Source organism: Mucilaginibacter aquaedulcis (genome assembly GCF_030409325.1).
GTDB classification, from domain to species: Bacteria; Bacteroidota; Bacteroidia; order Sphingobacteriales; family Sphingobacteriaceae; genus Mucilaginibacter; species Mucilaginibacter aquaedulcis.
In genome coordinates, this window is sequence record NZ_JAUFPR010000001.1 from 989,543 (window position 1) to 1,011,397 (window position 21,855).

24 protein-coding genes are annotated in these 21,855 nt (G+C 42.0%); 4 read left to right on the forward strand and 20 right to left on the reverse strand.

Annotation, left to right across the window (positions count from 1 at the left end):
• Positions 1 to 5 precede the first annotated feature (5 nt).
• The 19 genes from QWZ01_RS04120 to ubiE form a co-directional block, all read right to left on the reverse strand.
• Positions 6 to 2,060 (reverse strand): NADH-quinone oxidoreductase subunit 5 family protein, encoded by a 2,055-nt coding sequence (locus QWZ01_RS04120; protein ID WP_290321965.1) that lies wholly within the window; start codon positions 2,058 to 2,060, stop codon positions 6 to 8.
• A gap of 82 nt (positions 2,061 to 2,142) precedes the next feature.
• Positions 2,143 to 2,448, reverse strand: a complete 306-nt coding sequence (nuoK, locus tag QWZ01_RS04125) for an NADH-quinone oxidoreductase subunit NuoK (RefSeq protein ID WP_290321966.1) — start codon at positions 2,446 to 2,448, stop codon at positions 2,143 to 2,145.
• Positions 2,445 to 2,993 carry an NADH-quinone oxidoreductase subunit J family protein gene (locus QWZ01_RS04130; protein ID WP_290321967.1) on the reverse strand — a complete coding sequence of 183 codons (549 nt, stop codon included), beginning with the start codon at positions 2,991 to 2,993 and terminating at the stop codon, positions 2,445 to 2,447. Before QWZ01_RS04130 ends, nuoK begins: the two co-directional genes overlap by 4 nt.
• Positions 2,990 to 3,577 (reverse strand): 4Fe-4S binding protein, encoded by a 588-nt coding sequence (locus QWZ01_RS04135; protein ID WP_290321968.1) that lies wholly within the window; start codon positions 3,575 to 3,577, stop codon positions 2,990 to 2,992. Before QWZ01_RS04135 ends, QWZ01_RS04130 begins: the two co-directional genes overlap by 4 nt.
• Positions 3,578 to 3,720: 143 nt before the next feature.
• Complete coding sequence (locus QWZ01_RS04140) at positions 3,721 to 4,791, reverse strand: complex I subunit 1/NuoH family protein (RefSeq protein ID WP_290321969.1); 1,071 nt, start codon at positions 4,789 to 4,791, stop codon at positions 3,721 to 3,723.
• A 458-nt stretch (positions 4,792 to 5,249) separates the two neighbouring features.
• Positions 5,250 to 6,092, reverse strand: coding sequence for a glutamate racemase (murI, locus tag QWZ01_RS04145; protein WP_290321970.1), 843 nt, complete (start codon positions 6,090 to 6,092; stop codon positions 5,250 to 5,252).
• A 69-nt stretch (positions 6,093 to 6,161) separates the two neighbouring features.
• Positions 6,162 to 6,674: an OmpH/Skp family outer membrane protein gene (locus QWZ01_RS04150; RefSeq protein ID WP_290321971.1), complete on the reverse strand. Its 513-nt coding sequence runs from the start codon at positions 6,672 to 6,674 to the stop codon at positions 6,162 to 6,164.
• Between the two features lie 51 nt (positions 6,675 to 6,725).
• Positions 6,726 to 7,256, reverse strand: coding sequence for an OmpH/Skp family outer membrane protein (locus QWZ01_RS04155; RefSeq protein ID WP_290321972.1), 531 nt, complete (start codon positions 7,254 to 7,256; stop codon positions 6,726 to 6,728).
• Positions 7,257 to 7,271: 15 nt separating this feature from the next.
• Complete coding sequence (bamA, locus tag QWZ01_RS04160) at positions 7,272 to 9,824, reverse strand: outer membrane protein assembly factor BamA (RefSeq protein ID WP_290321973.1); 2,553 nt, start codon at positions 9,822 to 9,824, stop codon at positions 7,272 to 7,274.
• A gap of 63 nt (positions 9,825 to 9,887) precedes the next feature.
• A complete protein-coding gene (gene uppS, locus QWZ01_RS04165; RefSeq protein ID WP_290322082.1) occupies positions 9,888 to 10,628 on the reverse strand; it encodes an undecaprenyl pyrophosphate synthase in 741 nt (246 codons plus the stop codon).
• Between the two features lie 391 nt (positions 10,629 to 11,019).
• Positions 11,020 to 11,541: an ExbD/TolR family protein gene (locus tag QWZ01_RS04170; protein ID WP_290321974.1), complete on the reverse strand. Its 522-nt coding sequence runs from the start codon at positions 11,539 to 11,541 to the stop codon at positions 11,020 to 11,022.
• A gap of 126 nt (positions 11,542 to 11,667) precedes the next feature.
• Positions 11,668 to 12,450, reverse strand: coding sequence for a type IX secretion system protein PorG (gene porG, locus QWZ01_RS04175; RefSeq protein ID WP_290321975.1), 783 nt, complete (start codon positions 12,448 to 12,450; stop codon positions 11,668 to 11,670).
• Between the two features lie 9 nt (positions 12,451 to 12,459).
• The gene (locus tag QWZ01_RS04180) at positions 12,460 to 13,341 is read right to left on the reverse strand and encodes an NAD kinase (RefSeq protein ID WP_290321976.1); all 882 of its coding nucleotides are present in this window, start codon (positions 13,339 to 13,341) and stop codon (positions 12,460 to 12,462) included.
• Between the two features lie 123 nt (positions 13,342 to 13,464).
• Positions 13,465 to 14,127 carry a CBS domain-containing protein gene (locus QWZ01_RS04185; protein WP_290321977.1) on the reverse strand — a complete coding sequence of 221 codons (663 nt, stop codon included), beginning with the start codon at positions 14,125 to 14,127 and terminating at the stop codon, positions 13,465 to 13,467.
• A 4-nt stretch (positions 14,128 to 14,131) separates the two neighbouring features.
• Positions 14,132 to 14,899 carry an alpha/beta fold hydrolase gene (locus QWZ01_RS04190; RefSeq protein ID WP_290321978.1) on the reverse strand — a complete coding sequence of 256 codons (768 nt, stop codon included), beginning with the start codon at positions 14,897 to 14,899 and terminating at the stop codon, positions 14,132 to 14,134.
• A 125-nt stretch (positions 14,900 to 15,024) separates the two neighbouring features.
• Positions 15,025 to 15,474 (reverse strand): GatB/YqeY domain-containing protein, encoded by a 450-nt coding sequence (locus tag QWZ01_RS04195; protein ID WP_290321979.1) that lies wholly within the window; start codon positions 15,472 to 15,474, stop codon positions 15,025 to 15,027.
• Between the two features lie 114 nt (positions 15,475 to 15,588).
• Complete coding sequence (locus tag QWZ01_RS04200; protein WP_290321980.1) at positions 15,589 to 16,347, reverse strand: SDR family oxidoreductase; 759 nt, start codon at positions 16,345 to 16,347, stop codon at positions 15,589 to 15,591.
• A 211-nt stretch (positions 16,348 to 16,558) separates the two neighbouring features.
• Positions 16,559 to 17,311 carry a type IX secretion/gliding motility protein PorT/SprT gene (gene porT / locus QWZ01_RS04205; protein WP_290321981.1) on the reverse strand — a complete coding sequence of 251 codons (753 nt, stop codon included), beginning with the start codon at positions 17,309 to 17,311 and terminating at the stop codon, positions 16,559 to 16,561.
• Positions 17,312 to 18,043, reverse strand: coding sequence for a bifunctional demethylmenaquinone methyltransferase/2-methoxy-6-polyprenyl-1,4-benzoquinol methylase UbiE (gene ubiE / locus QWZ01_RS04210; RefSeq protein WP_290321982.1), 732 nt, complete (start codon positions 18,041 to 18,043; stop codon positions 17,312 to 17,314).
• Between the two features lie 207 nt (positions 18,044 to 18,250).
• Between ubiE and QWZ01_RS04215 the strand changes: the two genes are divergently transcribed.
• The 4 genes from QWZ01_RS04215 (at position 18,251) to QWZ01_RS04225 (ending at position 21,355) form a co-directional block, all read left to right on the forward strand.
• A complete protein-coding gene (locus tag QWZ01_RS04215; protein WP_290321983.1) occupies positions 18,251 to 19,621 on the forward strand; it encodes a Gfo/Idh/MocA family protein in 1,371 nt (456 codons plus the stop codon).
• Positions 19,622 to 19,768: 147 nt separating this feature from the next.
• Entirely contained in the window at positions 19,769 to 20,308 is a 540-nt protein-coding gene (locus tag QWZ01_RS04220; protein ID WP_290321984.1) for a 3-keto-disaccharide hydrolase, read from the forward strand.
• Entirely contained in the window at positions 20,298 to 20,507 is a 210-nt protein-coding gene (locus tag QWZ01_RS25985) for a 3-keto-alpha-glucoside-1,2-lyase-like domain-containing protein (protein ID WP_353959385.1), read from the forward strand. Before QWZ01_RS04220 ends, QWZ01_RS25985 begins: the two co-directional genes overlap by 11 nt.
• Before the next feature lie 11 nt (positions 20,508 to 20,518).
• Positions 20,519 to 21,355 carry a TlpA family protein disulfide reductase gene (locus tag QWZ01_RS04225; RefSeq protein WP_290321985.1) on the forward strand — a complete coding sequence of 279 codons (837 nt, stop codon included), beginning with the start codon at positions 20,519 to 20,521 and terminating at the stop codon, positions 21,353 to 21,355.
• 129 nt (positions 21,356 to 21,484) lie between these two features.
• On the opposite strand, the gene QWZ01_RS04230 is transcribed toward QWZ01_RS04225, so the two are convergent.
• Positions 21,485 to 21,766 (reverse strand): DUF4242 domain-containing protein, encoded by a 282-nt coding sequence (locus tag QWZ01_RS04230; RefSeq protein ID WP_290321986.1) that lies wholly within the window; start codon positions 21,764 to 21,766, stop codon positions 21,485 to 21,487.
• Positions 21,767 to 21,855: the final 89 nt, after the last annotated feature.

Sequence of the window (21,855 nt, forward strand, 5' to 3'; positions counted from 1 at the left end):
CAGGTTCAGATCAGTATTTTTAAAATAAACAGCACCAACACAATCACCAACATGCTATACAGGTAGTATTGTATTTTACCGTTTTGAAACCTCCGAGCAAAATTGCCAATACTTTGCACTATTGATGCCATTAAATGTAAAAAGCCATCAACAATATGCTCATCAGTCCAGGCAGTAAGTTTGGCGATGTAACCACTTATCCTGGTCAGCAGGTGTAAAAAGCCGTCGATCACATTACGGTCTACCCAAAAAGTGGCGCTGCACAAACGTAATACGGGTTTCACTACAAAACGTTGGTAAATCGCATCTAAATACCATTGATTGTATGACAAGCGATATAAAAATCCGCTTTGTTGAAATTTGAAGCCGTTGGGTTTGGTATAAATAACATAAGCCGCATACAACACCACCACACTTATGATATTAACCAATACCGGGATAATGGTATGATATATACTTTCGCCCTCATGATTACCAAGGGATGTTAAACCACTGAACAACCAGGCATGCCCGTATGAAAACGGATTGAAAGAAAACAAAGGAAACAAACAGCACACCGCCAGTAAAATTATAGGCAGTTTATATTGCAGCCCACCATCGTGCATGTGCAGTTTTGCGTTAGGGTAACTTTTTAACAGTCTAAATTCGCCAAAAAACACTTTTACCATAAGCCGTGTCACGTAAAACGCGGTAAGCCAGCTGGTGAGCAAGGCCAATACCGGGATCAGCTTAAACAACACACTTTTGCCCTCACTCCATTCAAAGGCTTGTATCAGGATACCATCTTTAGACAAGTAACCCGAAGTAAGCGGCAAACCAACCAGGGCCAAACTGCCAATAACCGCCACAATGAACGTGATCGGCAGCTTTTTTCGCAAACCTCCCATTAATGAAATATCCTGAGCATCAATATCAAGGTTGTTCTCTTCCTTAACATGCTGCATTTCATGAATAACGATACCGGCCACCAAAAACAGCAGGCATTTAAAAAACGCGTGGGTAGCCAAATGAAATAAGGACGAAGCGTAAGCACCTACCCCCATCGCCAGGATCATAAAGCCCAATTGCGATATGGTGGAATAAGCCAGGATTCGTTTCAAATCGTTTTGTGTAAGAGCGATGGTTGCTGCCATGAATGCGGTAAAACAGCCGGTAACAGCCAGTATGGTTAGCTCAGTTCCGGTGAACATGGGGTAAACCCTGCCCAATAAAAACACGCCGGCAGCTACCATAGTAGCCGCATGGATCAGCGCCGATACGGAAGTTGGGCCCTCCATGGCATCGGGCAGCCAGGTATGCAGCGGGAACTGTGCAGATTTGGCGGCTACCGCTAAAAAGATTCCTGCGCAGGCAACATATTGCCAAATGGCAGGCATCTGCCCGGTAGCAGCTATCCACACTCCATCTTTAATAACCGATTGAGCTACTAATCCTTTCTGCGCAAAAAGCTGAACAATATCAAAGGTGTGATACTGGGTAAACAATATGATGATGGCACTCAAAAGGCCAATATCGCCTATGCGGTTCATGATGAAGGCCTTTTTATTGGCCTGTACCGCTTTATTTCTGGTCAACCAAAACCCTATGAGTAGGTATGATGAAAAGCCCACCAGTTCCCAAAAAGCGTAGAACAGTACGAGGCTATCAACCACAACCAATGCCAGCATGCTGAAGCAGAAAAAGCTGAGGTAGGTAAAATAACGGCTGCGCCTGTCGTCATGCGCCATGTACGCGGTAGAGTATATATGCACAGGCAAGGCAATGAGCGACACCAGCAGCAATAGTAACACCGAAAGATTGTTTAATAGTAAGCCCGCCATCACCTCGGTTTGGCCAACGGTGAACCATACATGCTGCGCATGTACTGGATTGTTATTCCAAACCCCGGCAAATACCCTGGCCGATAGCACACAGCTTAGCAGGATAGCTATGGTAGATACCCAGCCAGCCCATTTACTTTTTACCGGCAGGCAAAAGTTTATGAAAGCAGCAAACAGTGGCAACGCTACAGCTGCCACCGTATAATTTAATAGTTGTATGGAATGTAAAAAGTCTTCCAATTTGGTTTGTTATTTTTTAGTATCAGGTATCAAGACCTGTTGAAAATATTGATACCTGATACTAATATCTTGATACTTAATTTCAATCTCTCAGTTTATTAATATCATTCGGATCAATGGTTTTATACCTGCGGTAAACATTCAGTATAATAGCCAGCGCTACCGCCGTTGTGGCTGCTGCCAGCACAATGGCAAACAAGGCAAATATCTGCCCGCTGTTGTTCACCTTATCGTATTTACCAAAGGCCACCAGGTTTAGTATGGCAGCATTCAATATCAGTTCGATACCTATCAATATCTGGATGGCGTTTCGCTTGGTAATAACCATGTATAAGCCTATACAGAATAAGGCCGCACTTACTACCATGAAATCTGTCAGGCTGATCATACCTTGCCCTCCTTACGTGATAGGTGCGCCGCCCCTATTAAAGCCATCAGCAGCAAAATAGAGATAGCCTCAAAAGGCAACAGGTAACGCGTCATTAAATTGATACCAATATTATCGATCATCACGGCATTGGGCGTGATCTCGTTTTTAAAACTGATGGCATCCTTAACCCATTGCAGATTATCCACATCAGCCTTAAGTACTACATTGATCAGCACAATAAAAAACACTCCCGCCAAAAGTAAAGCCGGCAGCTTTTTCAGGCTGAAAAGTTTTTCCTGCTGTTGCTGTAATATATTCAAAGTTTCTTTCCCTGAAAGCATAAAGGCAAACAGGATAAGCACCAGTATGCCTCCCACATAAATAACCACCTGGGTTACGGCCACAAAATCGGCCAGGGCCAGTACATACAGGCCCGCGAGCGCAAACAGGGTTACAAAAAATACAAATATACTGCGCACCAGATTTTTGCTCGATGCCGCATACAGCGCCGATGCTATGGCTATAAAACTTAAAAAGTAAAACAGTACGCGTACCAAACTCATGCCCCGCCCTCCTTTTTTTGCATGGCGGCAAGCTTGGCGGCTTGTTTTTCGGCCTGTTGCTTATCAAACAATGCACGCTTTTCAGCTGCGACTTCAGGCGGCATATCTGAGAACTGATAAGTAAGATCGCTCAATTCAAATACGGTTTTATCGTACTGGTTAGTCATGGTGATGCACTCGGTTGGGCATACTATGGTACATAAACCGCAGTACATGCATTTGGCCATATCAATATCAAACTTGGCTGCATAGAGGCGTTTAATAGTACCGTCGGATGTTTGGCCAATGGCTTCGGTAGCTTTGATGGCTTCAATATCGATGCAGTTTACCGGGCATACCTTGGCGCACAGGTCGCACACAATGCAGTCGTCCATCTCCACATCCAGCTGGTACCGGCCCACTTCGGGTACGGGTAACTGCTGTTTGGGATATTGTATGGTGTTGGTACCTTCCAGCTGTTTAAAGTAATTGCTGTCACTCACGGTCGTAATCTTCCTGTCGGCATTTGACGCAAACAGGTGCTTCACAGTAAGGGTTAAACCTTTCCATGCAGTTGTAAAACCGTTTATTACTCTTTTATACATTGACCGCTGATTTGTTTGATTACGTTGATTTCGCTGATCTTTTTCTCTTTTTTGATTTATGATTTTTCTATCTCTTGATTCTTATCTCTTGACTCTCTCTATCGTCTTTTATCTTTTATCCCTTCGTCCTTGCCCCTTCCAAACTACATTAGCCACAGGCGCCATATACCCGATATCAGCATACATGCAAAGGCCAGAGGAGTTAGCACCTTCCAGCAAAGGTTCATGAGCTGGTCTACCCGAAAACGGGGCAGTGTCCACCTGATCCACATTTGTATGGCAACCAGGGTCAGTGTTTTCAGGGTTACCCATAAAATGCCCCAGGCCATGCCAGTTGTCCAGGTAGCCAAATGTACCGAACCTATATTTGGTAAGGGCGTGTTCCAGGCGCCTAAAAATAATATAACGCCGATCATGGATACCAGGAACATCATGGAATACTCTGCCAAAAACACCAGGGCAAACCTGATGCCTGTAAATTCGGTATGAAAGCCTGCAACCAACTCTGATTCGGCCTCAGGAATATCAAAAGGCGCGCGGTTACTTTCGGCCAGGGATGCTATAAAATAAATCACAAACGCTATGATCAGGTGCGGGGCACGAAACACGTTCCAGCTGAACAGACCACCAATTTTCGATACATCCCAAAAGCCCGCAAATTTTATTTTTTCGGTAGCCAAAATCCCCTGCTGCATGGCTACTTCCTGCAGGTTGAGGGTTTGCGCTATCATGACTACTGCTATAATAGCAAACCCGGCAGGTATCTCGTATGAGATGATCTGCGCGGCCGAGCGCATAGCACCCAAAATAGAATATTTGTTATTCGATCCCCAACCGGCCATTAATATGCCAAGGGTTTCTACAGAGATGATGGCAAAAATATAATATATACCCAGGTTTATTTTTGAAGGGATAAGGCCTGGTGCCCATGGCAAGGCAGCAAAGCCCATGTATACCGCGATAAAAATTACTGCAGGCGCCAGCATAAACAACCATTTATCGGCTGCGGCAGGGATAATAAGCTCCTTCTGGATCATTTTTAAAATGTCGGCCAGGGTTTGGAGCGAGCCAAATTTACCGGTTTCGGTAGGGCCAAGCCTGTCTTGTATGTAGGCCGAGATCTTACGTTCTGCATAAACACCCGCCAACGCAAAAAAGGCCGAAAAACTAAACAACCCGATAGCTACAATAAAATATGTGATATAATAATTCAAGTGCCTTTTTGCTAAAGCTGCAAACTTACTAAATGTTACAATAATTTAGGCGATAAGTGTAGTATATAAAGTTGGTGGGGATTATGGGGAAAGATTATGTTTTTTCCTAAATTGGGATTAAGCGGATTTATGGGTAGTATGAAGGATTTTCTAATTCTGTCTCGGGAGATTGTGTAGTGGCTGGGAGGGGTTTACACGCCAATACTCAAACGAATAAGCCTGCGGATTAAACCCCTCCCTACACCCTCCCAGGGGAGGGAATCACACTGGCCCTCGGTTCTATTTCTTCCGAACACTTATAGTGACAACACCAACACGGCACAAGCGGGCTACCACCCTGAGCTCAGTCGAAGGGTAGAGCGCAGAGGCCTGCCCACCATGCTTCGACGAAGCTCAGCATGACATCTTTTTTTAATCCAATAAATCTGCTTAATTGTGGTTCAGACAAATTCATTACCTCAACACTTCACCAGATCATTGGCGGAGATGAAGGTTGATTTTACCGGGGCCGAGAAAAACAGTGATGCATGGTGATCAAAATCGGCTGTATCATCAGTAGTAGTAAAAAACTGGTTAACGCCGTTTTTGGTCAGTTTGGCTTCTATTTCGGGATGGCGTTGCAGGTAATCAACCAGGCTTTTGGCCACAATATCGCCCTGGGCCACCACTTTTACATGCGATGGTAGTTGAGCCTCTATCTTCTGCTGAATTAAAGGGTAATGCGTGCAGGCTAATAAAATGGTATCAATTTGTGATGACTGAGCCATGATCTGATCAAGGTACAGTTTTACAAAGTAATCGGCACCGGGCTGATCATATTCGCCGTTTTCAATAAGCGGTACCCATAGCGGGCAGGCCTGCTGATGCACCTTGATATCCGGAAAAAAGTTTTGGATCTCCAGAAGATATGAGCCCGACTGTACAGTTCCTTTAGTACCCAGCACTCCTATCTCTCTGGTTTTGCTGTAGTCACCAATAACCTCTGCAGTGGGGCGTATCACACCCAATACCCTTTTTTCGGGATCACCCAGTTTAAGGTCCTGCTGCTGAATGGTGCGCAATGCCTTTGCAGATGCAGTATTACAAGCCAGTATAACCAATGGGCAACCCTGTTCAAACATCCATTGCACACACTCCCATGTGTACTGATGAATGGTGTTGAATGACCGGTTTCCGTAAGGCGCGCGCGCGTTATCGCCCAGGTATATATAATCATATCCCGGAAGCTGCTCAATAATTGATTTGAAAACGGTAAGGCCTCCAAAGCCCGAATCGAAGATACCTATAGGTTGCTGGTGCATATATACAAAAATAAAAAAAGCGTTCTGTAAATACAGAACGCTTTCCTTTTAATGACTAATAATTGATTATTATTTTAAGCCTAATTTAGCTTTTACTGCTGCCATCAGGTCATCAGCATCCGGAGATACCAATAAGCTCACTTGTGAAGAATCTAACACGTAAGCGTATCCTTTTTCTTTAGCTACAGTGTTTACTGCTGCAGTAGCTTTATCAATTAGCGGTTTGCCTAATTCTTGTCTTTTAGCGTCAACTTGTTGCTGTGCTGTGTTCTGATAATCCTGCATACGTTTTTGGATATCCTGTAACTCCTGTCCTTTTGAAGCACGGATAGCATCGGTCATGGTAGCTTGATTTTTTTGAAACTCCTGGCCTTTTGTAGTATACTCATTATTCATAGTAGTAAGCTGATCAATAAAAGTTTTTTGATAAGCCTGCATTTGAGTAGTTACAGTTTTGGTTTCAGGCATCATGTCAATCAGCTGGTTAAAATTAATATGCCCAATTTTAGTTTGCGCATTGGCAAAGTTGCCCGCAAATAACATTCCTACTGCAACTAAAGCAACTTTAAATAGTTTTTTCATTTTCCTTGTTCTGTGTTTAATAATAGTTTTGTTTGTTTTATCTTTTAAATTTTACTTAGCAAATACACCGGGTTTAAGCCCTAATTTTGTAATCACATCTGCGCTTTTATCATAGCGCGGATTTGCATACAGCATCATTACTTCGCTATTTTTATCAAAAACCATATCCAGGTTATCACCTTCGGCTACTGCTTGTACAGCTTTAGACACCCGATCCTGAATTGGTTTAATCAAGGTGTTACTCTTTTGTGAAAGTTCGCCATCGGGACCAAATTTCTGGCGTTGAAAATCCTTCGCGGCTTTTTCCTTATCAACAATTTCGACCTCGCGGCGCTTTTTCATATCGGCCGTCATTAAAACCTGATCGGCCTGGTAAGCTTTGTACAGGCGGTCAATTTCCTGAAATTTACCATCAACTTCTTTTTGCCACTGATCAGATAATGCTGCCAGCTGCTTCTGTGATGAAGCGTACTCGGGCATATGTTTTAGTATGTAATCCGAGTCAACATAAGCAAAACGCTGGGCGTAAGCTCCTGTAAATGCTGTTAACGTTAAAAACGCTATTAAAATTATCTTCTTCATATATCGCTGTGCAAATTAATTAAATCCGCCGGATAAACTCTGAGAAATTGTAAAATGGAACTGCCCCCTGTTTGCATCTGGTGCACCTGGTATTTTATCAAATCCATAGCCATAATCTAATCCAAGCAATCCAAATATAGGTAAAAATATTCTCGCTCCAACACCTACCGAACGTCTAACGTTAAACGGATTAAACTGGCTAAAGTTATTCCAAACGTTACCGCCTTCAGCAAAAGCCAGTAAAAATATTGTTGCCGACTGACTTGCAATTACCGGGTGGCGAAGCTCAAGTGTGTATTTATTGTAGATGGTACTACCTGTGTTGGTATTCTGATTTTCGGTTGAGCCTTCAGGCACAATTGAGAAGTTTTGATAACCCCTTAAACCGATGATCTCACTACCCTGTAAAAACTGGTAGCTCTGCATACCATCACCACCCAATTTGAAACGTTCAAATGGTGAAGGGCCTACATCTTTGTTATACATGCCCAGGAAGCCAAACCTTACCTGCGACATCAGTACGAATTTACCAACCAGTTTAGAGAACCATTGTGCATCGTATTTGAATTTGTAATACTCCACAAAGTGGTAGCGCTCCTCAGGAGTTGCTATTTTATAATTTACATTATTAAACAACGAGTATGGAGGTGTAGCCTGTACCGTGAATTTAATATTTGAACCCTGTGTTGGGAAAATTGGCGCATCAATTGAGTTACGGGTTAACTCCTGGGTTAACTTAATGTTGAACGACGTACCGTTGGTGAACAGGTAACCGGTATAGTTATCCAGGTTATAGTGGTCAACGTTTAACGAGTAGTTTAGCTGGAAGTAGTTATCAGGCCATTTTAAACGTTTACCCAAGGTTACACCAACACCGTTAATACGTAAGTTATTATATAACGGGCTTGTTTTTGGATAATACTGACCGGTTGAACTTCCTTGTGTATATGCTGATAACGCGAAGTAAATAGGCTTTTTACCACCTAACCACGGCTCAGAGAATGTGAAGGAAAAGTTCTGATAAGTTCTTCCGCTTGATTGGCCTCTTAAGCTCAGCTTCTGACCATCGCCTTTTGGCAGTGGTTTATATGCTTTCAGGTTAAAGATATTACGTAACGAGAAGTTGTTGAAGGTAAGACCCAGTGTACCTACCAACTGGCCGCCACCAAAACCACCTGATAACTCAATCTGATCTGATGGTTTTTCAACAACGTTGTAAACCAAATCAACAGTACCATCCTGCGGGTTGATGTTTACCGGCTTAGGCTCGGTTTTTTGCTCATCAAAGTTACCCAGCTGACCAATCTCGCGTGAACTGCGGATCAATAACTCTTTGTTGAATTTTTGCCCTGGTTTGGTTTGTATCTCACGCATAACCACTTTATCGTTGGTTACATCGTTACCTTTTAAGCTTACACGGTTAATGGTATACTGCGGGCCTTCATATACACGGATATCCAGGTCAACGGTATCATTATATACCCTGGTTTGTACCGGATCGGCAGTGTAGGTTAAATAACCATCGTTCAAATAAAGAGATGAAACGTCGTCATTACTTGGCGTTGGGCCAACCAATCTTTTGTTTAACTCCTCTTCACTAAATACATCACCTTTTTTAACGTGCAGCAACCTATCTAACAACTCAGTTGTATACTTAGCATTACCAGACCATTTTACATTACCGAAGTAATATTTAGGGCCTTCATAAACTTTAATTTTTACGTTAACCGTAGTTGCATCATGAGCATAAACCGAGTCGCTCAAAATTTCGGCATCACGGTAACCTTTGCCTTGCATTGATTCAACCAGGCTTTGTTTATCTTCTTCGTATTTATCCTGTTTGAATTTTTTTGAACCAAACAAGTTATACCATTTTCTTTCGCGGGTTTTTTTCAAAAAGCCCTTTAATTTCTTTTCGCTAAATGCCTTGTTGCCTTCAAAAGCAACATCGTTAATTTTTACTTTGGTCTTTTTATCAATAGCCACATCCAGTATCACGCTGTTGGCATCTCCCGGATCTTTACGTTGCGTTAATTTAACCGTGGTATTTAAAAAGCCTTTTTCATTAAAGTGCTTTTTAATGATTGCAGTAGTTGTGCTTAATAAGTTTTCGTTTACAATTTTACCTGTTCTGTCATTCAATTTCTTCTGCACATCCTCAATCTCACCCTTGCGGATGCCTGTTATATGCAAACGTGATAACCGCGGTCGCTCAGAAACGGCAATTTCCAAGTAAATGGTATCCTGGTTAATTTTTGTGATATTCAATTGTACATCATCAAATAAGCCCTCTTTGTATAATGCCTTTATCACCTCAGAGTTACGCTCGCCTGGCAGGTTGATACGATCGCCTTTGTTTAATTTGGAGAGTTGTATCAAAATATCTTTATCCAGATACTTAGCGCCACTAACAGATATGCCTCCAATAATATAGTCCCGCGGATTCAGGTAGCTTAAACTATCGGCAGGTATTGATTTTGTCAGGTTTGTTCTCGGGACATTGGATACCTGGGCAAACGCCGTGGTAACAAAAACCGAGAGAAGAATAGCAAAAAGAAATTTATACATTCGAATATTTTAGTGGGCTAAAAATAATTTATACAGTTGTTAAAAAGTGTTAAAAGTAAAAATTTAGTTAATTTGCTCACTTGTCTTACCAAAACGACGTTCGCGTTTTTGGTAATCGAGTATAGCTTCGTATAAATCTTCCTTTCTGAAATCGGGCCAAAATTTAGGAGTAAAATACAGCTCGGCATAGGCTATTTGCCACAATAAATAATTGCTGATACGGTACTCGCCGCTTGTTCTGATCAGTAATTCAGGATCGGGCATATCGCCGGTAAATAAATTATTCTCAAAAACCTCTTCAGTAATATCGGCAATATCCAACTCGCCGTTTTGAACCTTTACAGCAATGTTTTTAGCTGCACGCACAATTTCGCGGCGCGAACTATAGCTTAAGGCCAGTGTAAGTACCACCCCGGTATTCCCGGCAGTTTTTTCCATGGCTGAATTTAGTTCCCTGATACATTTTTCGGGCAACATATCCAGATCGCCAATAGCGTTCAATTTGATGTTATTTTTCATGAACCCGGCTATCTCTTTGTTAATGGTGCTTACCATAAGCTCCATAATAGCCATTACCTCCAGCTTGGGGCGGTTCCAGTTTTCGGACGAAAACGTATACAGGGTAATATATTTAATGCCTAACTTATCAGCACCTTCAACGACATCCCTAACAGAGGTTACTCCGCTATGATGGCCAAACACCCTTAATTTGCCTTTTTCTTTTGCCCAGCGGCCATTACCATCCATAATTATGGCAACGTGCCGTGGTAGCTTTAACAAATCAATCTGATCCAAATATCCCATACTATTCATTATCAAAAGCTGCTCTTGAGTGTTTGTAAAAGACATGCTTGTGTTTATTTATCAATGCGATGTCTAATAAAATATTTGTTTTAGACTAATCAACGCTAAAAATAACCCCGTAAACTCCGTCATTTAAATTTCAAATTGCCGGATTTTTCAGGGTACAAAGGTAAAACTTACTTTGTATTTTTTTAGTATACAGCACGAAAAGAAAATGTTATTATAAATAATGTATTAAAATGATATAAAAAACCACAAAATTGGCATTTCGTTAATCAGTTATTATGAGTACCTATGGGTAAAATAATAAAGCCGGTCATGAAAATCAGCTTATAATTTTCATGACCGGCTTCTTAGAACGCTTATTTTAAGCCCTTAAATACCTACCCGATTAATAAATACCTTTTTGTTTCAATATATCAGTATCATGCTTATCTATATTAACTATTGCATACTGCTGGGTGTTGGTAATGGTAAGCTCATCTAAAACATTAACCAAATTGTTGTACACTGAATGATCTGAGGGCTTTATAAGTACGATCATGCTTTTGCCTGTTTTATCATGTACCATTTTACTGGTTTCGAGCAGTGTTTTGCGAATGCCATCCCTGTTAAACCCGGTTATGGATGGTGTTATAATGGGCTTTTGCATTTCACCCAAATAGTACATCACCTGGTTGTTTTTGCCCAGGCACACGGTAAAACTGCGGCTGGCGGCTGTTGCGCCCTGATCTTTACCTACCGGCATCACTATATCCATCGCCTTCGGTTTTGACAGCGTGGTAGTCATAATAAAAAAAGTGATCAGCAAAAATGCCAGATCAACCATGGCGGTAAGGTCAACACGTACATTCATTTTTTTGCGTCCGCGTGCTCCGCCTGTTCTTGGAGATGATGAATTTAATTCGGCCATGACTTAAAGTTTAAGGTTAATAATTGATCAATAGCAAGGTGCTATTTAAACCTTAAACGGAATTAAAATTCAACTATTGTATAAAAACAGAATTATATTTTGTTTTTATTATCAATAACAAAATAATTAGTAATAGCAGCGCTGAGTAACGAAAGTAAAGGAGATGGTAAAGCCTACAAAAAAGTAGGTATCATGGTTTTTAAAATCGCCGCGTTGTGAGCCAATTGCGTTAAGTGGCTTATTAACCTCAGGAGATCGGTCGGCCAGTGCGCGGGAGGTGTTATTGGGCAGCAGGGCCGGATCGGCATATACGCCGCTTACATCATCAAGATAATCGGTAAAGGTATACCTGTAACCTAAATCGGCACCGGCTGTCCATTTACCGTTAAAGTTATATTTTATACCCACACCATAAGGCACGACCAACGTACCCGATCTGTAGGGCTTGGTTTGCCCCTCTGTTGTTAAGTTTCTTAAACTGTATGAATCGCCCTGGTAATTGGCATGCGGAGAGTAAGCCGCCCAGCCTATACCCGAATATATATAAGGTGTATATTTATTACGCCCGGCATCGGGTATATAGTTCATAAAATTAAACTGACCTATCAGGCTTGCTTCTTTTATGGGTGTATTAAAGCTCAGATTACGATCACGAAACTGTTCACTGCTTGATTTACTATCGTCGGCGCTGATTTTGCCGTAACCCAGGTTTAACCGGGCCGACAGGTAGCCGTCAAAATTGCGGGCCACAAATACATCGCCTGATACGCCGCTTATTTTAACCGGGTTATTAGGGTTCAGATCACCAATGTAACCGGCACCGCCAATAGCCCCGCCCACTTCCCAGGTTTGGGCCCGCAGGTGATAAGAAATAAACAGGAGGAATATAAACGCTATAAATTTAGGCATCCAGTAAATTTAGTAATTACGGGCGTCAAGACCCCATAATAATTTATTTCTAAGGGTAGATAAGTAGCTTTCGTTATTTAAACGTATCAAATTTAATTGAAAATCGGCCTTTTGAACATGAAACTTAACTGTTTCATCCAACACAGCCACCCTCGAATCGCACGATACCAGGTAATTGGCACTACGGCTTTCTACCTCAAAGCATAATTTACTGCTATCGGGTATCACAATTGGCCTTACGTTAAGGTTATGGGGCGATACCGGTGTAACCACTATAGTGTTTGACTGAGGGAAGATAATTGGCCCGCCGCAACTTAATGAATAAGCGGTTGAACCCGTTGAACTGGATATAATGATACCATCGCCCCAGTAGGAGTTCAGGAACTCATCGTCAAGAAAAACATGGGTAATGATCATGGCGGCATCATCGCGTTTGTGGATGGTTACATCATTAAGCGCGAAGTTATCATCACCAAAAATTTTCAGTTTTGAATCAATGGCAAGCAGTTCGCGGCTGTCTAAAGTAAACTCTTTGTTCATTACGGCATGTATGGCTGCATTAATATCATTTTTATTAACGCTGGCCAAAAAGCCCAGCCTGCCAAAATTGATACCGATAACCGGTATACCCGAATCGCGGATAACGGTTACCATATCAAGCAGGGTACCATCCCCGCCAAGGGTAAAAAACAAGTCGATAAAGCCTTTTAATGAATCGGTACTTTCAAGCACACTGTATTTTACGGTGTTTATTTTATCGCGCAGATACTCATTAAGCTGGTAGTGTACATATATTTCGGCGCCATGCTGTGCCAGGTTATCAAATACCTGCTGTATATATGGTATTACAGATGGATCATTAAACGGTCGGCCGTAAACTGCTATTTTCATGTTGGGTTATGGGTTCGCGATGTTCATTAGTTAACAAGTGCTTATCAGACCATAATTTATATAAAACTACATCATAAAAATCTGGTATTGATAAACAGCTGCGTTAATGAACCAAAAAACCATTTATAAATTAAGGTAGTTCATCAATGAATCGTAACGATCCTTTGAGTTATCATTGTGGTCGGTATTATTAAATGTAGCTTTAATATCATACTCGTAACGCAAAAAGGTGGCTACAATGGCCGAGATATCCTGTTTGTTTACTTTGAGCGTTACTTCCATCTTGGTGGAGTCGGGAAAAGTTTGAACGTATGAACTCAGTATCTGGGCATTGTCTGACTCTACAATTTGAGCCATATGAGCCAGTGAATTATTTTTATTGCTGATCTCGAGCACAATGATACCTCCGGGTTGGTCAACGGAGGTAATTTTTGCAAAGTATTCGGTTAAGGCATTTACAGATATAAGGCCCAGGTAGTTTCTTTTGGCATCAAGCACAGGCACTACCGTAAGGTGGCGCTCATAAAACATGCGTATAACATCATAAATGTGCTGGTCTTCCAGCACATAGGGGTTTACCAATGATAAGGCCAGGGCGCCAACAGCCGTTTGCTGATCGCTTTCAACAATCAGGTCGTCTTCGGCTACCAAACCTAAAAACTGGTCTTCATTAACAATGGGCAAATGCCTGAGCCGAAACTCTACCATGCGGTCATGAACCTTTTGCAAGGTATCAGAAGTATGTACCGGGGGTATTTCGTCAGCTATCAGTTCAATTGCCACCATAATGTTAAACTCCTACTTTTATTTTGTCTAAAAATGCTGTTAACAATGTATTAAACTCTTCGGGGCGCTCCATCATTGGGGCGTGCCCGCATTTATCTATCCAGTGCAATTCAGAGTCGGGTAAAAACTCATTAAACTCCACCGCCACTTCCGGAGGTGTTATTTTATCATTTTTGCCCCATATTAAACAAACAGGCAAATTCATTTTGTGCAGATCCTTTTTCATGTTGTGGCGTATGGCCGATTTTGCCATGGCCAGCAGCCTGATCACACTGTGCCTGTCGTTTATTAACTTATATACGTCATTAACCAGCTCATCGGTTGCCACTGCCGGATCATAAAAGGTATATTGTACCTTTTCCCTTACAAAGTCAATACTCTCGCGTCTTGGAAACGAACCGCCGAAAGCATTTTCATATAAGCCCGAGCTGCCGGTTAATACCAAAGCCTTTACATTTTCGGGGTGGGCCAAAACATAAATTAAAGCCACGTGCCCGCCTAACGAGTTGCCAAGTATCGTAATGTTATTAAGCTCCTTTAACTTTATAAATTTATGTACAAATTTTGATAAGCTCTTTACACCTGTGGTTAAAAGAGGCATATCATAAATTGGCAATATGGGTATTAAAACCCTGTATCTTGATTTAAATTCGTTTACAACATCATCCCAATTGCTCAATGAGCCCATTAAACCATGTAACAGTAACAGAACCTCACCTTCGCCCTCATCGATGTAACTAAAACCGTGTTCCTCTTTAAGCACGAAATCCATATAAAATATCAGTGTTAATTTATTCAATTTTTTATACCAAAACTAAATCTGGTATAAAACTTATTAAATCCGCCATAAAATTAGTCTATTACGGATGAGTTACAACAATTATAATAAATTAAAGCTTAACCTAATAATTGCCTTACTACTTCAGATATGGTTTTACCATCGGCTTTGCCTGCAAGTTCCTTGTTAGCGGCACCCATTACCCTGCCCATATCGCTGGTTGAGGTTGCTCCTATCCTGCTGATAAGTTCCTGAAGATAACCTTCAATTTCAAAACGGGTCATTTGCTGTGGCAAATAAGGTTCAATCACCTTCATTTCTTCCATCTCAATCTCGTACAGATCTTCGCGGTTTTGCGTACGGTAAATATCTGCCGATTCTTTGCGCTGTTTGATCAGTTTTTGAAGCACCTTGATCTCTGCCTCCGGAGTAAGCTCCTCAGCTGCGCCCTTTTCAGTTTTAGCTAAAAGCAAAGCCGATTTTATAGCACGAAGGCCCCTTAAGCGGTCGGCCTGTTTGGCCAGCATGGCCAATTTAATATCCTGATCTATTTGAGTAATTAGTGACATGTATTTTAATTGATGTAGTGTTCTTTTTTAATGTACAAATTTCAGCTATGCAAATGTGCAGATTAATAATTTAATCAATCACCGGCACATCTAAAATATGCATATCTGCATATTTTATTGTCTGAATATATTAGTTGCGGTAGCCTGCGCGGTTGGCATAATTACCAGGTCATTGATATTTACATGTGCAGGGCGCGATGCTACAAACCATATGGTTTCGGCAATATCGGCCGCTACAAGGGGTTCAAAACCTTCATAAACCTTTTTTGCCCTTTCCTTATCGCCTTTAAACCGCACTTCAGAAAACTCTGTTTCAACAGCGCCGGGGTGTATTGCCGTAACCTTGATACCGTGCGGCAGCAGATCAATCCGCATACCTTTATTTAATGCATCAACGGCGTGTTTGGTAGCACAGTATACATTGCCATTAGCATATACCTCTTTACCGGCTATGGAGCCCAGGTTTATGATGTGCCCCTTGCCATGCTCTATCATCCAGTTTGATACTATACGGCTCACATAAAGCAAACCTTTTATATTGGTATCAATCATGGTGTCCCAATCATCATAATTTCCGTTTTGTATGGGATCAAGCCCCTGGCTTAAACCGGCATTATTAACAAGCACATTTACCTTTCGCCATTTTGCAGGCAAGCCTTCCAGGTTTTCAATTACCTGTTCACGGTTGCGGATATCAAATGATGATACGGCAATTTCAACGTTATACTTTTTGTTCAGTTTATCAGCAAGCTGCTCAAGGCGATCAAGCCGGCGGCCGGTTAGTATTAAATTAAAGCCTTCGCGGGCAAAAACTTCGGCACATGCCAGGCCTATGCCTGCGGTTGCACCGGTAATTAAAGCAATTTTAGCCATGATAGATAAATAACTATAGCAGCGAAATTATGTTTTTTACTTTAAACTATTGTCTTGTCAGGGTAAGGTTGTTTTTAGAAAGGGATTGGTTAAGCGGTCATGCTTATTCTAAACAACTCCCTCAGACATCGCTGCGATTGTCACCCCTCTCTCTTCGCCTACGGCGGGAAAGTGGGATTTTTTCCTTAGCCCTCTTTATAAAGACAATAACTTATTCAAAATACAAACTGAACATCAGCGTATGCAGGGATAGCTTATTGATAGGGTTTGAGTAAGGCTGATATTCATGTTGCAATACGTTACCAAGTGAATTGGATATTTTTATCTCTGGCGATAGTTTAAAAAATTCAAAGTAAATATCGCAGCCCAGGCCTGCCTCGTACGATGCGTATCCGCTGTTATTTTTAACCAGCTTATCCAGCATATCGGCATTTGTATCGTCCTTTTTTGCACCTATGGAATGCGAGTATTTCAGGCCGCCCAAAATGTAGGCCCTGAAATCGCCTATCCTGTCTGATTTTATTTTTAACGATACCGGGAAATCAACCGTAGTGGTTTGTACCTGTTTGGTAACGGTAGGGTTTACCTCCGGGTTTACATAAGTATAGGTCAGGTTTCTATCTGCAAAAACCAATGATGGGGTTATGCGTGCTTCCAGGTGTTCGGTTAACCGGTAGCGGGTTAAAAAACCAACGGCAAAGCCCGGTAAACTTTTTGAACTGATACTGTTTAATGCAGGAGTGATAATATGATTTACTCCGGGATCTGTGTCAAAAAAGGGGGTTCGCCAATCAGGCTGCTTCACAATTTTAAAATCGCTGCTTACGTAACTAAAACTGAAGCCAAAGCTAAAATCCTCCAGGTCGGCACCGCCGCCCCAGGCCGGTACCCGGTCTTGTGCAAACAGCGTACTGCTGCCGCAAAGTGTAAGTATACATACAATAAGGTACCGTTTTAAACTCATTTATTTTATGCCTGTGTATATAGAACAAATGCCAAATGCCAATGGCCTGTGTTTGGTATTTTTAAAGCCTACCTTATCCATCAGGGCCACAAAATTTTTACCATCCGGAAAAGCTGCTACCGACTCCGGAAGGTAAGAATATGCCCTGGCATCTTTACTAAATATTTTGCCAATGCCCGGTGTAATATAATTGAAATAAAAATTATATAGCTGTTTTACCGGAAAAACTTTTGGTTTTGAAAACTCCAGCACTACCGCTTTGCCTCCCGGTTTTAACACCCGCTGTATGTCGGCCAGGCCGGTTTCCAGGTTCTCGAAGTTACGTACGCCATAGGCAACGGTAACGGCATCAAAGCCGCTGTCGCCAAAAGGTAGCTTTTCAGAATCGCCCAGCTTTACTTCAAATTTATGACCGAGGTTACGTTTCTGGATCTTCTGTTCGGCAATATCCAGCATGCCGCGCGAGATATCAACCCCGATTATTTTTTCGGGGTGAAGTATTTTCAGGGCTTCGAAAGCAAAGTCGCCGGTACCGGTTGCTACATCCAGTATCAGTTTGGGTTTATCCTTTTTTAATTCGTTAATAGCTTTTTTACGCCATATGATATCTATCCCTAATGACATGAAATGATTAAGGAAATCATAAGTTTTGGATATATTGTTGAACATATCGGCCACCTGCTCTTTTTTGGTAGCCTGCTGATCGTTGTACGGAGTTATGGTTTTGCTCATTTTTATAATGACAGCAAAGATAGTGAATGTATACCGATTGAGTTTATTTGGTTGTATTAAGTTAACCGTTGTGTAAATGTTAAGTCAATTCATTAATTTTAAAAACCAATTTATTTAAAACAAGCCCCGTACAATTCATTTTAAATAATGAGCCGGGGTGTGTAATTTGCCTTTAGTTAATTAATTATCAAAATTCATTCCTTATCTATGAAAGAAAAACCAGAGCAATCGCGCCGAAGTTTTATTAAAAAACTAACCACCACCACCGCTGCAGTTGCTGCAGGCACCAGCCTCTTTGCCTCCGAAAGCACTGTTAAACCCTTCGCCATACTTAAAAGACAGTTAGGCTATACCCTTAATGATCAAATCAATATTGCTTTGATAGGTGCCGGAGGTATGGGAACCCAGGATACCATTGTGGCCCTGCAGGTGCCCGGTGTAAAGCTGGTTGCCGTTTGCGATCTGTACGATGGCCGCCTCAACGATGCCAAAACCCGCTGGGGTGCCGATATTTTTACTACTAAAGTTTATAAGGAAATACTTAACCGCAAGGATATTGATGCCGTGATCATAGCTACGCCCGATCACTGGCACCAGCAAATTTCTGTTGATGCCATGCATGCCGGCAAACATGTATACTGCGAAAAACCCATGGTGCATGCCGTTACCGAGGGCCCTGCCGTGATCAAGGCGCAAAAAGAAACCGGCAAAATTTTCCAGGTAGGCAGCCAGGGTGTATCATCATTGGGTAATGAAAAGGCGCATGACCTGTTAAAAAGCGGCGCCATAGGCGAGCTTAACTATGCTGAAGGCTTTTGGGCACGCCGCGAGCCGTTGGAGGTTTGGCAATACCCTATCCCTGAGGATGCCTCAACCAAAACGGTTGATTGGGAAACCTATATCAGCAATACTAAAAAACGCGATTTTGATTCCAAGCGATTTTTCCGCTGGCGCAATTATACCGACTATGGCACAGGCATGGCAGGCGACTTATTCGTGCACCTGTTTTCGAGCCTGCATTTTATTACGGGTTCAGTTGGGCCAAATAAAATATATGCCTCGGGTGGTCTCCGTTTCTGGAACGATGGCCGCGAGGTGCCTGATGTGCTTTTAGGCACTTTTGATTATGGCAAAACACAGGCTCATCCAGCCTTTAACCTTTCCCTGCGCTGCAACTTTGTTGATGGTACCAGCGGCACTACATACCTTAAACTGGTAGGCAGCGAAGGCTCAATGGATATTACCTGGGATAAAGTAACCTTGAAAAGGAATAAAACCATTGGTTCCGACGATCCTTTTTATCTGGATAAATTAAAAAAAGCAGGCAGCGGTTTTGCCGAACGCAAAAAGATGCTGCCGCCCGAAGAGATTGTTTTTGATGCCGAAAAAGGCTACAAAGGCGGCCCTTACGACCACATGAACAACTTTTTTAACGCTATCAGGAACAACGGCAAAGTAACTGAGGATGCCATTTTCGGTTATCGTGCCGCTGCCCCTGCCCTGTTGTGTAACGATAGCTATTACAACAATTCGCCCATGTTCTGGGATCCTGAAAAAATGCAAACGGTTAAAAAATAATTTGGCGAGTGAAAAGTATTGAGTTGTGAGTATTGGGTTGTTCGAGTTGGATTTAAAGACCTGTCTAACTATTCGTTACTCATAAATGCCTACTCACAACTCAACACTAACCACTCACTCAATCAACCATTCACCACTTACTAACTTATGAAACATTCATTTAAAAATTTTGGTTTGATGCTGGCTGCGGCAGGCTTGGTTTGCGTACAAGCTTCGGCCATGGCGGTAGGTAATCCTGTACCTGCAAAAAAAGCAACTGCGAAAAAAGGCGGCTGGGTAAGCCTGTTTGACGGTAAAAGCCTGAAAGGCTGGCATGGCTTTAACAAAAAGGGCCCCGTTAAAAACTGGGAAATTGTTGACGGCGCGCTGGTGTGCTTAGGCGCTGCCCAGGGCGATACCGGCGGCGATATTGTGACCGATAAAGCTTACAGCAACTTTGAGCTTACCTGGCAATGGAAAATTGACAAAGGCAGCAACAGCGGCGTATTATACCACGTGGTTGAAGACCCAAAATATCCGGCCACTTATGAAACCGGCCCCGAATACCAGATCATTGATGATAACGGCTGGCCCGAAAAACTGGAAGATTGGCAAAAAACCGGCTGCGATTATGCCATGTACCTGCCTAACAATAAAAAAAAACTAATGCCTGTTTGGCGAGTGGAACACCAGCAAAATTGTATTTAACAACGGGCATGTTGAACATTGGCTCAATGGCGCTAAAATTGTAGAATTTACCGCCTGGAATGCCGACTGGAAAAAGAAGAAGGCCGAGGGGAAATGGAAAGATCATCCGGATTATGGCAGTGCTAAAACCGGCCTTATAGCCTTGCAGGATCATGGCCACAAAGCCTATTTTAAGGATATTAAGATAAGGGAGCTATAAGCTGCTGACTCATGATCAGGTCGAAAAACTTTTGGGCAGGCAGTATACTGCTTGCTCTTATCCCCGTATTAGTATGGGATATCAGCTGGCATTATTTTTCGTGGCAGAAAGAGGTTTGGGAACAAATTATATACGCAACCCAAAACGTTTATAATTATACCAGGGAACAAAAAGCCGAAATACTGGATAAGGCATTTGAAAGCAATAAGCTATTAGGCTGGCTCATGGCTGTAAAATCTGTACTGTGCTTGTTATTTCTTTTTGTGGGTGTTTACCAGTTAAGGCTTTACGCTAAAAAAGAAAAACCATCTGCTTTTAAACCAATGTTAACAGGTTTGGGCACGGTTATACTTTTTTTAGCCGTAAAATTTTTCTGGACAGTTGAAATAAACAACACTCCCGGCGCCCAATTTTTAACAGTTAAATCGGGAAGTACTTCCTTTCAAAACATCGTAAATGATAATTTTAAAGGGAAGGTAGTGTATGCCGATTTTTGGGGAACAACCTGCGTTTCCTGCCTTGCTGAATTTGCTAATTTTACACATCCGTTAAAGGATAAGTACAAATCAAACCATGATATTGCTTACCTGTACATTTCGCGTGGTAACAGGTATACCTGGAAACAACAGATTGAAAAATACCAGGTTAACGGTTACCACCTTTTTTTAGACGATAAGGATTATGACAACCTGTACCGGAATGCTTTAAATAATGATACCGCCGCGGTTTTTATGCCACATTATTTAATCGTGAACAAAAACGGAAAAGTGGCTGTTAAGGATGCCAAATCCCCCTCAGATCAGGATAAATTATTTGCTCAACTTAACCAGTACCTGGCCGAAAAGTAAATAATCATCTTTATAAAAAATTAAAACAGGAGCCGTATCAACCAAAGTTGATACGGTCTGTTTTTTTATAAGCACCAGGCAGGGTGCCTATGTTTAGGTAAAGGGTATTGTGAGAGTATATGGTAAACTTTACTGTACCGGGTTGCTGGTAAGCGGATCAATGATGGCCTTAACCTCGGCCACTATATTGATAGGGAAATTGCCCAGTTTGGCGTGCTGACGTATCACGTCCTCGTTTTCGGCTATATGGATGCAGTAGATCTTATCATCGGTTACAAATGATTGTATCCAGTGGTAAGGTTCGCCCAGCTGGCTTACCACCGCGCAGGATGTTTTAGAAATAGCCTGCAGCTCTTCGGCAGAAAGATTACCCGCACCGGGTAGTATCCTTTCAATTATGAATTTTTTCATGCTGATGATTTTAAATGATGTGTGATCACAAATTTAATATCACCACCGCGGCATAATTACGGGGGCATTCCCTATTTAAACCTTCGCCA

What these genes read in the sequence shown, in the direction of transcription:
- nuoK (WP_290321966.1), bottom strand. Translation starts at nt 2,448, where the DNA reads ATGATCAGCCTGACAGATTTCATGGTAGTAAGTGCGGCCTTATTCTGT.
- QWZ01_RS04200 (WP_290321980.1), bottom strand. Translation starts at nt 16,347, where the DNA reads ATGGCTAAAATTGCTTTAATTACCGGTGCAACCGCAGGCATAGGCCTG.
- QWZ01_RS04150 (WP_290321971.1), bottom strand. Translation starts at nt 6,674, where the DNA reads ATGAAAAAACTATTTAAAGTTGCTTTAGTTGCAGTAGGAATGTTATTT.
- QWZ01_RS04155 (WP_290321972.1), bottom strand. Translation starts at nt 7,256, where the DNA reads ATGAAGAAGATAATTTTAATAGCGTTTTTAACGTTAACAGCATTTACA.
- QWZ01_RS04130 (WP_290321967.1), bottom strand. Translation starts at nt 2,993, where the DNA reads ATGAGTTTGGTACGCGTACTGTTTTACTTTTTAAGTTTTATAGCCATA.
- murI (WP_290321970.1), bottom strand. Translation starts at nt 6,092, where the DNA reads ATGCACCAGCAACCTATAGGTATCTTCGATTCGGGCTTTGGAGGCCTT.
- QWZ01_RS04220 (WP_290321984.1), top strand. Translation starts at nt 19,769, where the DNA reads ATGAAACATTCATTTAAAAATTTTGGTTTGATGCTGGCTGCGGCAGGC.
- QWZ01_RS04135 (WP_290321968.1), bottom strand. Translation starts at nt 3,577, where the DNA reads ATGTATAAAAGAGTAATAAACGGTTTTACAACTGCATGGAAAGGTTTA.
- porT (WP_290321981.1), bottom strand. Translation starts at nt 17,311, where the DNA reads ATGAGTTTAAAACGGTACCTTATTGTATGTATACTTACACTTTGCGGC.
- QWZ01_RS04230 (WP_290321986.1), bottom strand. Translation starts at nt 21,766, where the DNA reads ATGAAAAAATTCATAATTGAAAGGATACTACCCGGTGCGGGTAATCTT.
- bamA (WP_290321973.1), bottom strand. Translation starts at nt 9,824, where the DNA reads ATGTATAAATTTCTTTTTGCTATTCTTCTCTCGGTTTTTGTTACCACG.
- QWZ01_RS04185 (WP_290321977.1), bottom strand. Translation starts at nt 14,127, where the DNA reads ATGGTGGCAATTGAACTGATAGCTGACGAAATACCCCCGGTACATACT.
- QWZ01_RS04225 (WP_290321985.1), top strand. Translation starts at nt 20,519, where the DNA reads ATGATCAGGTCGAAAAACTTTTGGGCAGGCAGTATACTGCTTGCTCTT.
- ubiE (WP_290321982.1), bottom strand. Translation starts at nt 18,043, where the DNA reads ATGAGCAAAACCATAACTCCGTACAACGATCAGCAGGCTACCAAAAAA.
- QWZ01_RS04195 (WP_290321979.1), bottom strand. Translation starts at nt 15,474, where the DNA reads ATGTCACTAATTACTCAAATAGATCAGGATATTAAATTGGCCATGCTG.
- porG (WP_290321975.1), bottom strand. Translation starts at nt 12,450, where the DNA reads ATGCCTAAATTTATAGCGTTTATATTCCTCCTGTTTATTTCTTATCAC.
- QWZ01_RS04215 (WP_290321983.1), top strand. Translation starts at nt 18,251, where the DNA reads ATGAAAGAAAAACCAGAGCAATCGCGCCGAAGTTTTATTAAAAAACTA.
- QWZ01_RS04190 (WP_290321978.1), bottom strand. Translation starts at nt 14,899, where the DNA reads ATGGATTTCGTGCTTAAAGAGGAACACGGTTTTAGTTACATCGATGAG.
- QWZ01_RS04170 (WP_290321974.1), bottom strand. Translation starts at nt 11,541, where the DNA reads ATGGCCGAATTAAATTCATCATCTCCAAGAACAGGCGGAGCACGCGGA.
- uppS (WP_290322082.1), bottom strand. Translation starts at nt 10,628, where the DNA reads ATGGGATATTTGGATCAGATTGATTTGTTAAAGCTACCACGGCACGTT.
- QWZ01_RS04180 (WP_290321976.1), bottom strand. Translation starts at nt 13,341, where the DNA reads ATGAAAATAGCAGTTTACGGCCGACCGTTTAATGATCCATCTGTAATA.